This is a genomic window from Paenibacillus sp. FSL R10-2796 (assembly GCF_037965315.1).
Taxonomy (GTDB): Bacteria; Bacillota; Bacilli; order Paenibacillales; family Paenibacillaceae; genus Paenibacillus_AQ; species Paenibacillus_AQ odorifer.
The window spans coordinates 1,692,375-1,706,397 of the sequence record NZ_CP150178.1 but is presented as its reverse complement, the minus strand read 5'-3'; the positions used below and the strand labels follow the sequence as shown (position 1 = coordinate 1,706,397).

General features: G+C 48.1%; 6 protein-coding genes. 2 read left to right on the top strand and 4 right to left on the bottom strand.

All coding sequences use genetic code 11. The annotated features are described in order from the left end of the window. Positions 1–142 precede the first annotated feature (142 nt). The 4 genes from NST58_RS07845 to NST58_RS07830 all read right to left on the bottom strand — a co-directional run bounded on the left by NST58_RS07845 (position 143) and on the right by NST58_RS07830 (position 10,214). The gene (locus NST58_RS07845) at positions 143–6,829 is read right to left on the bottom strand and encodes an S-layer homology domain-containing protein (RefSeq protein ID WP_339247168.1); all 6,687 of its coding nucleotides are present in this window, start codon (positions 6,827–6,829) and stop codon (positions 143–145) included. 148 nt (positions 6,830–6,977) lie between these two features. Continuing rightward, complete coding sequence (locus NST58_RS07840) at positions 6,978–7,817, bottom strand: carbohydrate ABC transporter permease (protein ID WP_081383301.1); 840 nt, start codon at positions 7,815–7,817, stop codon at positions 6,978–6,980. Between the two features lie 15 nt (positions 7,818–7,832). Continuing rightward, positions 7,833–8,771 carry a sugar ABC transporter permease gene (locus NST58_RS07835; RefSeq protein WP_036675858.1) on the bottom strand — a complete coding sequence of 313 codons (939 nt, stop codon included), beginning with the start codon at positions 8,769–8,771 and terminating at the stop codon, positions 7,833–7,835. Between the two features lie 99 nt (positions 8,772–8,870). Further along, positions 8,871–10,214 (bottom strand): sugar ABC transporter substrate-binding protein, encoded by a 1,344-nt coding sequence (locus tag NST58_RS07830; RefSeq protein WP_036675860.1) that lies wholly within the window; start codon positions 10,212–10,214, stop codon positions 8,871–8,873. Positions 10,215–10,441: 227 nt separating this feature from the next. Between NST58_RS07830 and NST58_RS07825 the strand changes: the two genes are divergently transcribed. Together NST58_RS07825 and NST58_RS07820 are read left to right on the top strand one after the other, a co-directional pair. Beyond that, positions 10,442–12,265, top strand: coding sequence for a sensor histidine kinase (locus NST58_RS07825; RefSeq protein ID WP_081387872.1), 1,824 nt, complete (start codon positions 10,442–10,444; stop codon positions 12,263–12,265). A gap of 30 nt (positions 12,266–12,295) precedes the next feature. Next, positions 12,296–13,945 carry a helix-turn-helix domain-containing protein gene (locus NST58_RS07820; protein ID WP_339247164.1) on the top strand — a complete coding sequence of 550 codons (1,650 nt, stop codon included), beginning with the start codon at positions 12,296–12,298 and terminating at the stop codon, positions 13,943–13,945. Positions 13,946–14,023: the final 78 nt, after the last annotated feature.

Below are 14,023 nucleotides of genomic sequence, written 5' to 3'. Positions count from 1 at the left end.
CTTCAAAAAAGATGCAATCGCTACTGCGGTGAATAGTTGGACTTCCGGCCGCTGTTTTCCTAAGCACTCCCCCGTCTCTCCAAATCTATAAAGAACCTGGCAGCCCGCTTAATGCAGCCTGCCAGGTTCTTTGAAATGCTACTTACAAATATCCCAGCAGATTGGAGATAACTTGCGCACCTTCGGCACGGGTCATCGTCTCTTGTGGCGCGAATTGCTTATTGCCGCGTCCCTTGATCAGTCCCGCCTGTTCGGCGATGTTTGCTGCGTTCTTCGCCCAGTCATGAATCTGGGAATAATCACTGAACGATCCTACAGCAGGTTCATTGGCCTCGCTTCCCTGCAAATATTCATAAGCACGAACGATCATCACAGCCATTTCCTCGCGGGTAATGCTCTGATCCGGGGCGAACGAATCCGCACTGCGTCCGAGCACGATACCCGTTCCGCTAACAGCTGCAACGGCTTCGGCATACCAGGCTTTGGAATCCACATCACCAAATGTTGCATGGCTTCCTGCCTTAAGCCCAAGCGCGCGTGCAATCATAGCAGCGAATTGTGCCCTAGTTACATCCCCTTGCGGATTAAACTCCGTACTGGAAATGCCTTCAATAATATGCTTCGCAGCCATGGTCTTAATCACATTGCTGGCCCAGCTGTCACTGCTTACATCTGTGAACAGCTTATCGTATTCCAGGACTGCATACTGGCTGAAATGCCGTATTTCAGCAGTCCATTTACCATTAGTCAACGTTCCGCCCATGAATTCAAGCGCACCATTTGCAGAAACATAGTAGCTACCGAGCAAGCTTATATTGGCATCCGGATCTACGTTGAACGTAAGTGTCAACGGTTTATCAAAAGCAGTTACCGTTACAGCAGTGCCGTTGGCAGCAACAACCTCCAAGCTGAAGTTAATCACATCACTTGCCGCAGATAAATGTACGGAACCATTAACAGCCCGATTATTGATTAACTGTTCCACAGCATCTCTGGATACCTTCACTGCTGAGAGCTTAATTCGCGCCCCCTCCGTTTGACCTCCAGTAGCTTTTTCTTGAATGCTCTTCAGCACTTCTGGGGTCAGATCGATAGCAACCTTACTCCAAGCCAGACGTAGAGTGTTCTCTCCGATGATTCCTGATAGTCCTGCTGGAAGGAGCACGGATTCTGTAGCTTCAGTGAGCTGAACCGTTATTACTCCTCCAACCGGTGCCGTGAAATCCTTTCGATCAAGAACCTTTTCGGTCTGCAGCAGCGGTGTTGGCGTTGGGGACGGGATGACTGCTGGTGTCGGTGCTACCGTCCACACTGGTGCTTCCGTTGGCGCCGGCGTAGATGTTGGTACTGTTGTTGGCTCCGGTTCCGGCGTCGGCGTCGATGTCGGTGTTGGTGTTGGTGTTGGCGTCACTACCGGAGGTTGCTCTGCTTCGCCCACTGTCACGAATCTAGTCACTTCGATAGCCGCGTTGCCCGCCGCATCACTCACATTATAATGATAGGTGTAGATGCCTGCCGCCTTAGTGTCCAGTGCCAGCACATTCTCCTCATTCTTCGTAATCGTTGCTATAATAAGCTCCGTAATGTCGCCGTCACGGTCATCTACCGCTGTGGCTCCAGCATCCATATAGCTTGCGCCATTTTCCAGTTGAATGGACGGTTCACCAAGCAGTGTAATCACCGGCTTCATTACATCCGGATCAAGTGCAACGACTACTTTTCTTGTCACTTCTTCAGCCTCATTGCCCGCAGTATCGCTGACATTATAATGGAAGGTATAAATATCAGCTTTCGCTGTATCGAGAGCAGTCAAACCGTATACTTCACTGCTAACTGTTGTAGTTATACGGTCTGTAATATCACCATCCTTGTCATCATAAGCAGTCGCTCCTGCATCTGTATATTCAGAACCGATGTGCAAATTCACTATTGCATCACCTAACAGAGTAATCAAAGGCTGAACAGTATCCGGTTCCGGCAGCTTGATTGTTCCGCTCACCGAACTGTCCGCTGTGGCCTCTCCCTTACTCAGTGATACCGTAAAGCTGAAACTGCCGTTAGTCTCATCGGTTGCTTCTTGGAAGGAAGACAAGGTAATCTCACCGATCGCAACTCCGGTATCATTGAGACCGGGCAGAGCGCCTATCGTCTGCAGCAGCCAAGTCTGGACAGCTTCTTCGCTGTTTGCCACTTCCTTCTGCACGCTGTATACCGCACCTTCTATGATACTCTTAGCCTCATTTACAGCCTGCTCATTAGCAACACTGGCTTTATCTCTAGCTACAGCCACATAGCTGATCAATGCAGCCTGATTGCCTGAATACGTATTGTTTATTGAGTATTTCACAGTACCGCTCACCGGAAGCGTGAAGTCATAGTTAATCATAGCGCCATTAGGACCTGCGACGAGTCCGGTTCGGACCGGTTTGGTCACTTCTTTCCCTTCAGCGTCGATATAGCTAAGCGTAATATCCATCGTGCGGTTGGTGTTGTTCCACCAGTCCCGATGGAATGACGTAATCGTATATTTGCCTGCGTTCAAAGGGAGCAGGTATACAAGTGGATTATTTTTTGTATCCGAACCATAAACACCTGTCTGACTTTTATCAGAGAGAACTACAGCGCCACCAAGCCCCTTGAGGAGGTACTTAGTACTGGTATGCCCCCATACGCCATTGCCTGTCGAAGGCTGATCCGCCTTGTTATTAAGCAAGCTGTCACCTACAAAATCCTTGATTAACGTATACGGCGGCGTGATACCGTCCACCGATACACCAGAATCGAGGAAGTATAAGAGCCCCTCCGGTACCACTTCCACATAACAAGTTGTTTTCAGATTTCCATAAGTGCCGGTTACAGCTACCCGTTCATACGGATTGTTGAAGCTGGCCGCATTTACATTCCACTTTACTGATACCAGCAATTTGGATCCGTCTGCCCGAGTGGCTTCCACCTTGTCTGGAAGATTCGGCAGTTTTCCAGCATAAGTAGCCAAATCCTGAGGAGCGACAAGCTCCCGTATATCTCCCGTAGTCAACTGGTTCTGGGCGGAGATCAGGCGTGCTTCAAGCTGAGTAACTCCTTCCTGATCCAATTTGTATAAAATAGGATTATCCAGTGCTTCCTGTGCAGCGCTCTGTGCATCTACGAAGAGCTGCCAGTCTCTGTCCGAATATTCATCCTGTTTGTTCATTTCTTTCGCGGCTGTTACCGCCGCCTGAAGAGCAGCAGTATCTACAGTACCGGTTACTTCCCCGGAAACAACCGCCACCGCGTCGACAACCAAGGTGCCGCTTACCACCTTTATCTGCACATGGTGCTGGCCATATTTAAGCCCGCGGAGTGCGTACGTCTGGTACAGCTCCTTGGAAGCTAATGTATCAGCCGATAGAACAATAACTTTTCCGTCCACCGTTACCTCAAGCTTCGCCGATCCGTTATTCGCTCCTAGAATATCCAGTCCGGTGCCTTCAAACGTATATTCCATTGCAGCGTCTACAGCCTGGCTGGTAGAAAGAGAACGCTGGTAAATGTACATGCCCGCTCCATTTATATGGCTCCACGACCCGGTATATATCAGTTTAGGGTTCGGAGCAGCTGCCAGGTCATACATCTCAAGATTGTCTAGAAGCTCTGAATAATACGGCGTGTAGCCCTCAACCTTCTCCACCTTCAAATTATCGAAGCGGACGTGATAGTAGCCGCTGGCCAGATCTACCCGGCCGGACAATTCAGGAGTAGGGTCGGTATAGGAAGCCAGCTTCACCCCATCCAGATAGGCAGTCACTTTATCGCCTGCAACCTGAACGGCAATATTATGCCATGCGTCATATGCGGTATCGAATCCGTCGATCTTCACGCCGCCGGAACCGTTCGCGGCATTTCCGCTCGCAACTGCGCTATTGTTGACCAGCAGCTGCCAGCCGCCGTCGAACCAGAATTTCAGCACATACGGTGTACCGGTTATGGAGTGGGAACTGCCACCTCCCTGATAACGGGCGCCTATCGCAGCATAATTTGCTCCGCCCTGAGTATTGTTTGTTTCGAACGAAACATCAACACTGGCCTTGTAGTTCATCCACCGGTTGTCGCCGATGGCCGTTACGGGATCTCCGCTGTTCCATGTGCCGCCAAGCCCCATGGTTCCCGTGTCCAGCTGCTGCCGCAGGACATAATTGTCTGAACCGTCCGGAAGATAGGCCTCAAATGCCCCGTTGCGGTCATGGGTATAACGCGGGATAACGCTTTGGGAACCGCCGCGGGATTTGATATAGCTCTGGGTACCCTCAGATTGACCGCCTGCACCAATCTTCACAACAGTCTGCTTGGAATAGTCAAAATCATCAGCGTACAGAATGTTGTCCCCAGTACTGTGTCCTGCTCCTGTAGTATCGGTATCCAGTACGGTACGCTCGCCTTCTACAGGCAGCGGTGTATTATATTCTTCTTTGTCCTTGTTCTTCAAAGTAGACACAGTCACGGTCGAATACGGTTTAACCTTAACGGTATACACCCCGCTGCCATCAGCAGTGGCATCACCGAGATACTGCATATAATTGCTGTTGAACGCTTCTCCTGCATCAGCGGCACGGGTTTCCCATACTTCCATGGATGGATTACCCGTATAAGCCATATTGACTGTCTGCAGCTTGTAGATTTTGGAATACTCGCTATCGTTCACGATAACCGTCGAGAAATCTTTTTTATCAGGTGCTGCAAGGGTTATATAGCTAGGGGAACCGTTGCGGCCGCTGACCGGATTGGTGCCTGTCGCACCTGTAGAGCTGGCTTGAGGAACCGCTCGCCAGATCCCAGCAGTATTATCCTCGTTCTCCCAGCCTACATTCGCAAACCAGCTGTAATGCTGCAGAGTGACAAGACCCGCATCATAATGAATCCATCCCGACCACGGATCGCGCATGCTGACCAATTCCTTGAAGGAATATTGTCCGCCTTCATAAAAGGAACCAATGGCTGGCTGGTAAATAAAGTGTGTCCGGCGGGAGTTAACGAATCCTTTAATAATCGTGTTACTCATCTCCAGCGGACTGCCGACACCACCAATGCCGGTTCCTGCCACTGTAGGATCTTTCATATTGTTGTTGGGACGGAAAGAGGAATTACTGAAGGTAGACTGCGCCTCGCTGTTCCAAACCTCAATATCATATTGTTCTGCAAGTTTTTTGAAATTGCCTGCGCTGTCGTCGTCCGTGTTGTAGTGGTATCCAGCGATCGGCACAGCTTCCCGCAGAGAAGGATCACTCACCATACTGGCACCGAAGCTGCCAATCCCGACTTCATCGGATATCACAGACTTGATCCGGTTGTACAGTTCCCGCTCTTCGGTGCTGTTGAAGCCTTCGCTGTCAGTCTTGACTCTCTCAGCGTACTGTTTGGTCCACGCCAAATCTGGAGCGTGCTCGTTGATATAAGGATTAACGTAATCGGCCATATAACCGTATTCACGATAAGCGGCCAGAATGGTTTTTTTGTACCAGGTATAGATTTTGTCGTTGTTATTCGCCCAGGCCGGAGCACTCCATCTCAGGATGCTCACTTTAAGATCAGGGTTCACTGCCTTGGCATCTGCGGCAAGCTGGAAGCCGGGATGCCGGGTAACATTTGCCTCTTCATCGGCCGTACGCATAGTCGCCGGGTCAGGTCCCGTGGAGTTATTGCGGTCATTGCCCATCTCGATTTTCACATGCGTCATGAGCGGATGTTCTCCACCAAACAAGATCTGTAGCATTTCTGCATAAGCCTCTGGATGCTCTGACTTATAGTCCATCAAAAGCGCATTGGTGCTGTTAGCGCTTAGTACGCCAAATCCCTTGAATGTGAGGCCGTTGACATTGTCAGCTTGGATATCGTTGCCGTCAAGCAGAACCTTGACCATAGAAGCTGCGCTCTGTGTAGCCTCTTCGATCTGTTTCTTGATTCCGCCCTTGGCAACGGCGAACCAGCTCAAAATAGGTTTTTCGTCAGCAACATAGGCGTAAGTCAACGTCATTGGACTACTAACGTCAATGTCTCCAGGAATGGTGAATTCGCCGGAAATTAGCTTAGTCACATTAGTGTTGAACTGGTCAAACAAGATCGTCTTGGTTGCCCCGATAGCATCCTTATACTCGATCTGAGGACGTATTACACGGGAGCGGCTGCCGTACCAATCATGGAAACCGCTGCTGAGCGTATAGGTTCCAGCTTCAAGCGCTTTTAATTTATACACGATATGATTGCTGGCAGGGTCGGCACGAAGTCCGACAGTCCATAGGGACGGATCGGTGGCTGGATCGGTAAGTCCCCCGTCTTTGGAATTCTTGACCTTGTTTACGGAATCATCAAATCCCCAGTCCGCCGTACCGCTGATATACTTCTGGTCGGGTGACTGGTTGAGCAAATCGCTGCCGCTCAGCGTGCGGACCGCTTCGTACAGCGGCGAGGAAGTAGGCCCGTTGCCTACGGAATCGCCCCCTCTGCCGCTATCCACAAAGTAAACCAACGGATTACTTGCGGGCGGAATAACTTCCACACTGGCTACGACCGGCCCCCCGTTTGCTGTACCGCTGACGGTCACGGCATCGTATGGCACGGCAAAGGTATCTGCTCCAATATTCCAGTTCACTGCTGTGCTCTGGCCTCCGATATCAATGCTGGCTGGCAGAGTAGTATCTGCAATTGTTGTAGCCCCCATATGGGCGGCAGCGTAGATAGAATTTACGGTAGCAGCAGAGGCTGCAGGCAGAGTGAATGCCGGAAACATCCCAACTACGAGCGCAGTAGTCATCGTTATTGAGAAAAGCCTTTTTCGAAAGTGCTCTCTGTTCATTCTCTTCTCCTCCTTTGATGGCCAATAATAAAAGAAAGCGTATTCATTTTATTGTTAAATGAATAATTACTAGAGTTATACAGACCCCTTTGACTTATAAAAAACCTGGCAGCCTATGAAGCATGCAACTGCCAGGTCAAATACGGTTCTAGCCCTTAATGCCCGATGCTGCAACACCTTGTACAAAGTACTTTTGCAGAGCCAGGAAAACAATTACAACCGGAATAATGGACACCACACTCGCGGCCATAATCAGGCCATATTCGGCGGAATATTGCGAGATGAACATTCTTAGTCCGATTTGGATAGTCTTGAGTTTCGTATCTGTCAGATAAATCATTGGCCCTAGGAAGTCATTCCAGGTAGCGACAAAGGTGAAGATCGTCAATGTAGACAAGGCTGGCTTGGACAACGGCAGCATGATTCGCGCCCAAATTCCATATTCGCTCAAGCCGTCAATACGGGCAGCCTCGCATAATTCATCCGGAACACCTTGATAGAACTGGCGCATCAGAAATACTCCAAATGCCGAGAATGCCTGCAGCAGTATGATTGCCAAATGCGTGTTGTTAAGTCCCATGTAACGCATCAGGATAAATTGCGGCACCATGTAAGCCTGCCAAGGGATCGCAATCGTTGCAATATATCCAAGGAATAGAATGTTTTTTCCCCGGAAATGCAGTTTGGAGAACGCGTACGCAGCAAAGCTGGAAGTCAGTAGTTGTAGAATCGTTACGATAATCGATAATTTCGCCGTATTGTAAATAAAACGGCCCAGCGGAATCCGTGTCCAGATATCCGCGAAATTCTCCCAGCGCGGATTCTGTGGAATCCACTGCATTGGGAAGGAAAACACATCTTTGTTCATCTTGAGTGAAGAAGACAACATCCATATATACGGAACCAGCATCGCCAGTACTGTCGCAAACAACAAAATATACACAAGAACCATAATGCTGATTCGAAGTCCTTTACTTTTACCAACCATATCTTTTGAATCCTCCTATTGTCCGTATTTCTTCTCGCCGCGGAACTGGACGATGGTGATGCCAAGTACCAGCAGAAACAATACAATGGCCATGGCGCTGGCATATCCGTAATCAAGCGAGCGGAACGCCGTATTATAGATTTGATACACCATAACCCTTGTAGAATCATTCAACTGGTTATCGGCGCCGGCAAATAGGTTGATAAAGATATCGTAGACTTTGAACGAATTGATGACTAGAATCATCAGAACAAAGAAAGAGGTAGGCGCCAGTTGAGGGACCGTCACATTGCGGAATCTTCTCCACGCGCCCGCACCATCAAGTTCAGCAGCCTCATACAATTCAGGGTTGATGCCCTGAAGACCTGCCAAGTAAATAACCATGTAATAACCCATGTTTTTCCACACTGTAAACAGTATTACTGTGAACATCGCCCAGTGTTTATCCGCTGCCCAGCGGGGAAGATCCTCCAGCGGGATACCGGTAAGGGTATGCAGGATATTGTTGATCGGACCCATCGTAGGACTGAAGATAAAGTTCCATACGGCAGCAACGGCTACCAGGGATGCTACATAAGGGAAAAAGAATACGGTTCTCATGAAATTGCGGGCCATTATCTTCTGATTAAGCAGAATCGCCAGCGCCAGCGCGACAATCATGGTGAACGGTACTACGCCAATAGTGTAAACAATGGTATTCCATAATGCTTTGTGAAATGTTGTATCTCTGATCAACCGGGTGAAATTGTCCAGCCCGATAAACTTCATTGGATTGGCCCCGTCCCATTTCACAAAAGCAAGGATAAAGGCAAAAAACATAGGTACCAGTGTAAACAGGGCAAATCCGATAAAGTTCGGCGCAATGAAGCTGTAAGCTACCAGGTTTTCCCGGACACCTTTTGACAAATGACGTTTAGGGATCTTTTTTGTACCCAATATGGTTTCGTTCTGCATTCTTTCTCCTCCAAACCTTCTAAAACTTTCCCCACAAATCTATACTCTTTAATATAAAAGGCGGGCTTTCACCCGCCCTTAGAACCGGCTCTCTTAAGGTTAATTATTCAAGAGCTGCTGTACGCGAGCATTCATATCATCCAAACCTTCGTCAATCGAAGCATTTTTAGTCATAATATTGTCATGCGCTTCATTCAAAATAACTTCGATGTCTGCGCTCTTTTCATGCATAGGCATTTCCAGATAAGTCTTAACAGTAGTCAGTGCCGCTTTGCTGTTCTCATCCGTAGGGAAGCCCTCGATGGAAGTAATGGAATTGATAACTTCATCATTCTTAATCGCTGGAATGGTTCCGGTGGAAGCAATGACTTTAGCGCCTTCTTCACCAGTCACGAATTTCATGAAATCAAGTGCGGCTTCTTTATGTTTGGATTTCTGATTTACAGCTAGGGATGTAATTGTACCCAAGGTTGTACCGGCTTCCACACCATCCGGATGAGGGTATTTCGCAATGCCCCAGTTAGCCGATTGGGACTCGCCGCTCTTCACTTTCTCAATTTGTGTAGCGATAAACCAGCTGCCCATGTTCATAGTAGCAACGGAATTATTGTAGAATACGCCAGAATAGTGCGTGCTTGAAGTCTTCAGTGTGGCGTAATCCATTACGATGCCGTCTTCCTGTTCTTTCAGGATCCGCTCATAGGTTGGTTTCAAGAAATCGTAGTTTCCGTCAACAACAGTGTTCTTGCCGTCCAGAATACCGAACAGTTGAACCGCACTACGCCAAGTATGGTAGTGAGCTCCGTACACTTTTTCAGAACCGCTGCCGGAAGTCATTTTTCTGGCCAACTCATCATATTGCTCGAATGTCATATCATTGCTTGGATATTCCACGCCTGCTTTGTCGAACAAATCTTTATTGTAGTAGAGAATCCAGAAATCGCTGCGGAAAGGAAGCGCATACACCTCATCGTTCACTTCGATTTGTTCTACAGTACCTCCATATACCGAAGGATCAATAGCGTTGCCACTCATAAAGCTTTTAAGCGGCTCCAGGTGATTCTGTTTCACAAGGTTCGAGTAGCCCGGAATATCTTTAATTGTAAGTACGTCCAGATCTGCGCCACCGGACAGTTGTGTGCTTAACATGGTCATATAGTCCGTCGACCCCAGATCGACATATTCGATTGTTACATTCGGATGCTCAGCTTTATAGGCATCGATTAGCGGCTTGTAGTAAGCGGTAGCTTCCCAATCCCACAAGGCCCATTTCAAAGTCACAGGCTCCTGGCTCGGTTCAGCGGAAGCGTTTGCAGAATTCCCCGTTGCTGGAGCTGTCGTTGCAGCAGCACCTTCGTTGTTGTTATTACCAGAACATCCAGCCAACAGACTCATGGAGAATACTGTGGCGAGGGTTATGCCATAGAATCTTTTCAGTTTCATTTAAATATCCCCTTTTCTTCTGATTGTGTAACTACGATCGGCTCTTCTGAGCTTAGTTCAAAGTTTATAGCTTTTTTCGCAAGAATGGCATGCATTATCAAACAAAGTTCATTCACTTTTCTGTGTTCTTCTTCCCTGCTCCGGTTCAAACCTGTAATTTTCTATCTAAAACATGTAAAATATTCAGCTTATGTACCTCCCCCTGTATCGGAACGCAGGAATATGCTATGGTATATGAAAACGCTTTATATGTTTTCACATTTTGTAGAGGAGTGTTAAATACGGTAAGAAAATCCACCATTAAAAGTCGCATTATTCTGCTCATGGCCGTATTCGCACTGCTGATAGCGTCGCTGTTGTCTTTTTTTAGCTATGAATTAATTACTTATTATCAGCGTAAAACAACCATCCAGGCGACCGAATTCAATCTGCAGCTGGTATCCCATATTATTGAACAGGATTTAATTGATCTGTCATCGCTGGCGATGACTTGCAGCACTAACTCTTCTACTAATACCCTGATTACAGACTACTTCAGCTCACCTAAGGCTAGCTCTAAGGAAGCAGTTAATGTATTCAACTCGATGCAGCAGGACTTCCTGAACAACCGCTCCAACAGCTATGCCCGCCGTCTGATTGTTACGGACAGCAACGGAAAGTTTCTGCAGGTGGATAAAACCGGCACCTCTGTTCCGCTTACCATACACAATATCGGTCAAATTACCGGCCTTAGCAATGATGCCGAGGAGAAATGGGACCGGGTGATCAAGGACCCGCTCTCCAACACGAACGGAATTCCTTTTGTTTTTCCTATTTACGGCAAAGGAGCTTCCCGCGTTGGAACAGTGTACCTGTTAGCGAATACCACTGTTATTACCGACAAGCTGAAAGGGTACTCCCTGCCGAAGAATTCCCGGCTGCTGCTGACGCTCGGCAATCATCATTATCAGCTCATCGGCGACCAGGTCATCGCCATTGCAGAGCCGTATGAACCGGTGGCCTATACCAATGATAAACCTGTCGGTCCGCAAACTGAGCTATCCATGGTCAAGCTCGAGGACGAGAAAGAGAGCCATATCGTGGTATCTTATCCCGTACGCAGCGGAGTCATTCTGTCACAGACTTTATCCAATGACCTGTTCGCTCCCAAGACAAATATATGGATTCTGGTTATGCTCGGCGTCTGTCTCCTGGTTATTGTCTTAAGCGCTATCATTACGCTGTATCTGACCCGTACCATCAGTCTTCCGGTGGAAAAACTGAAGAAGCGGATTGATAAGATCGCCCAGGGCAATTTCCTGCTGGACCGCAATATCGAATGGAACAGCGAGCTTGGCGATGTCGGCCGGGGCATTAACCGCCTGTCCCAAGATATCGTAGCGCTTATGGACAGCCGGCTCGCTGACGAGAAACAGAAGCAGGAGCTGGAATACCGGATGCTGCAGAGTCAGATCAATCCCCATTTCCTGTACAACACACTGAATTCGATCAAATGGATGGCTACAATTCAGAATGCTACCGGCATCGCGGAAATGACCACTTCACTATCCAGACTGCTGCGCAGCATCGCCAAAGACAACCGTAGACTAATGCCGTTGAAAGATGAGCTGAGCCTGCTGGATGATTATTTTCTAATTCAGAAATACCGCTATGGCAGTACGGTCTCTATGGTAAAGGAGATTGACAACGAGGAACTGCTAACCGGCCTAATTCCACGATTCACGCTCCAGCCCCTGGTCGAGAACGCCATCTTCCATGGCATCGAGCCCAAAGGCAGAGGAGAAATTCTCATTAAGGTGACCAAAAGTGGATTCGCCGATATTCTAGTTACGATTGAAGACAATGGTGTAGGGATGAAGGAAGAAGAAATCTCCACGATTCTGTCGAATCCAGGTGATGGAAGCAAAGAAATGCCCGAGAATATTGGACTCCGCAGCGTAAATGAACGTTTGCGCCTGGCATTTGGGGATAATTACGGTCTTTCGATTGAGAGTGAGTCGGGCCAATATACCCGGATGAAGATTCTTCTGCCGTTCCTGCAAAAGGAATAGAGTAGCATATCAAGCAAGGATGTGATGGAATTGATCAAGTTGTTAATTGCTGATGACGAGGCGCTGGTCTGCATCGGCTTGCAGTCCATGCTGAAGTGGGAGCAATATAATATAGAAATTGTCGGCATTGCACACAACGGGGCTCAAGAGGAAGAAATGATTGACACCCTACGTCCTGACATCGTAATCAGCGATATAAAAATGCCAATTAAAAGCGGCTTAGAAGTTGCCAATGCGGTACGCAAAAAACACGGCCGGCTTCCGCTGTTCATCATCTTAACAAGCTACGAGGAATTCGAATACGCGCGTGGAGCGATTGAAGTGCAGGCCACAGATTATCTAGTGAAGCTAGAACTGACACCAGAGGCACTTGATGCCTCCATTCGGAAAGCAATTTCCCAGTTGGAGGCTTTTCAAACCCTAGACAGCTATCCCATGCTTACTCATAGAGGCAATCTACAAGCTCAACGCGATAAATTTTTCATCCGCCTGTTCAATAACTTATTCGCAAATAAAAACCAGTACCTTTTGCAGAGAGATGATTTAAACCTTGAGCTCAAGGAACCTGCTTATCTAGTCTGCACTTGCCGTATTTTGGGGCCAGACAGTGTCCCGCCCCGCGGCGATAAAATGGTTGCTCTGTGCTCAAGTACCGTCCAAATGGCTAAAGATACGCTTACTTCCATAAGACCTTGTTATGTGAGCAGTCTGGACTTGCGCAATTTTGCTGTAACCCTGCCCGTCAACGGGACGGATTCACGGCAATGGATGCCTGAGATTGAAATGCTATTGACCCATATGGCCTCCATACTCCATAACTACTTCAATGTAAGGATCATCGGCGCGATCGGCTTTGCGGTCGAGGATCCTTATTTGCTGCGGGAAAGCTACCTCGCTGCGCGAAAAGCGCTTCCTGCTGCGGTTAAAGCACAGTCGTTTGTGTTTTTTGCCGAAGGAGAGTCGCTGGAGCAGGATCATCTGTTGTTTGATTTCTCCGAATTGCGTACAGAGATCCGCCGTGCTTTTGAAGAAATGGATACCCAAGCTTTATACGCCATTATCTCCAAAATGATCGAAATCTTCGACGGCCGGGCCGACCTGCTGGTTCCCGCCACTGATGCCGCCTGCAACATTCTGTACATGGCCACTTCACTGCTCGCAGACGGTGAGAACATTGTGGAACAAATTTTCGAAAATGAACCGGAGGGCTACCGGGCTATCTACCAGATGCATACGATTGAAGAGATCGCTGGCTGGCTGATCCAGTTCCGGGACGGTTGCTCAGACATCCTCTCTACCCGCAGACAAAGCTACAAGGAGCAGCTCGTCAAAAATGTCCAAGAGTATATTAAACGAAATCTCGGAACTAAGCTCTCGCTCAATCAAGTGGCTGATGTCTTCAATTTCAGTCCCAACTATCTGAGCCACCTTTTCTCCAAGGTTGCCAAGGTCAACTATGTGGAATATATCACGGAGATCAAAATCACGACAGCCAAAGAAATGATGGCACGTGGGGAAGGTCGCATCTACGAAATCTCACAGAAGCTGGGATATGAGAGTGCCTTCTATTTCAGTAAAGTTTTCAAAAAGGTAACCGGAATTTCCCCCAGGGAATACATGCAGCAACTTAAAGCAGATTCACCATCTGACCGAAGCCTCGGAGTGAACAACCGTTCTTGAGATCAAGAGATTATTAAGAATAATCCCACTTCGCAAAAATAAAGCCAATAAATCTGCAAGGAGCAGGCTCTGTTCCTT

Coding starts and splice junctions, on each gene's coding strand:
- NST58_RS07830 (WP_036675860.1), bottom strand. CDS start 10,214: ATGAAACTGAAAAGATTCTATGGCATAACCCTCGCCACAGTATTCTCC.
- NST58_RS07825 (WP_081387872.1), top strand. CDS start 10,442: ATGGTATATGAAAACGCTTTATATGTTTTCACATTTTGTAGAGGAGTG.
- NST58_RS07840 (WP_081383301.1), bottom strand. CDS start 7,817: ATGGTTGGTAAAAGTAAAGGACTTCGAATCAGCATTATGGTTCTTGTG.
- NST58_RS07835 (WP_036675858.1), bottom strand. CDS start 8,771: ATGCAGAACGAAACCATATTGGGTACAAAAAAGATCCCTAAACGTCAT.
- NST58_RS07845 (WP_339247168.1), bottom strand. CDS start 6,829: ATGAACAGAGAGCACTTTCGAAAAAGGCTTTTCTCAATAACGATGACT.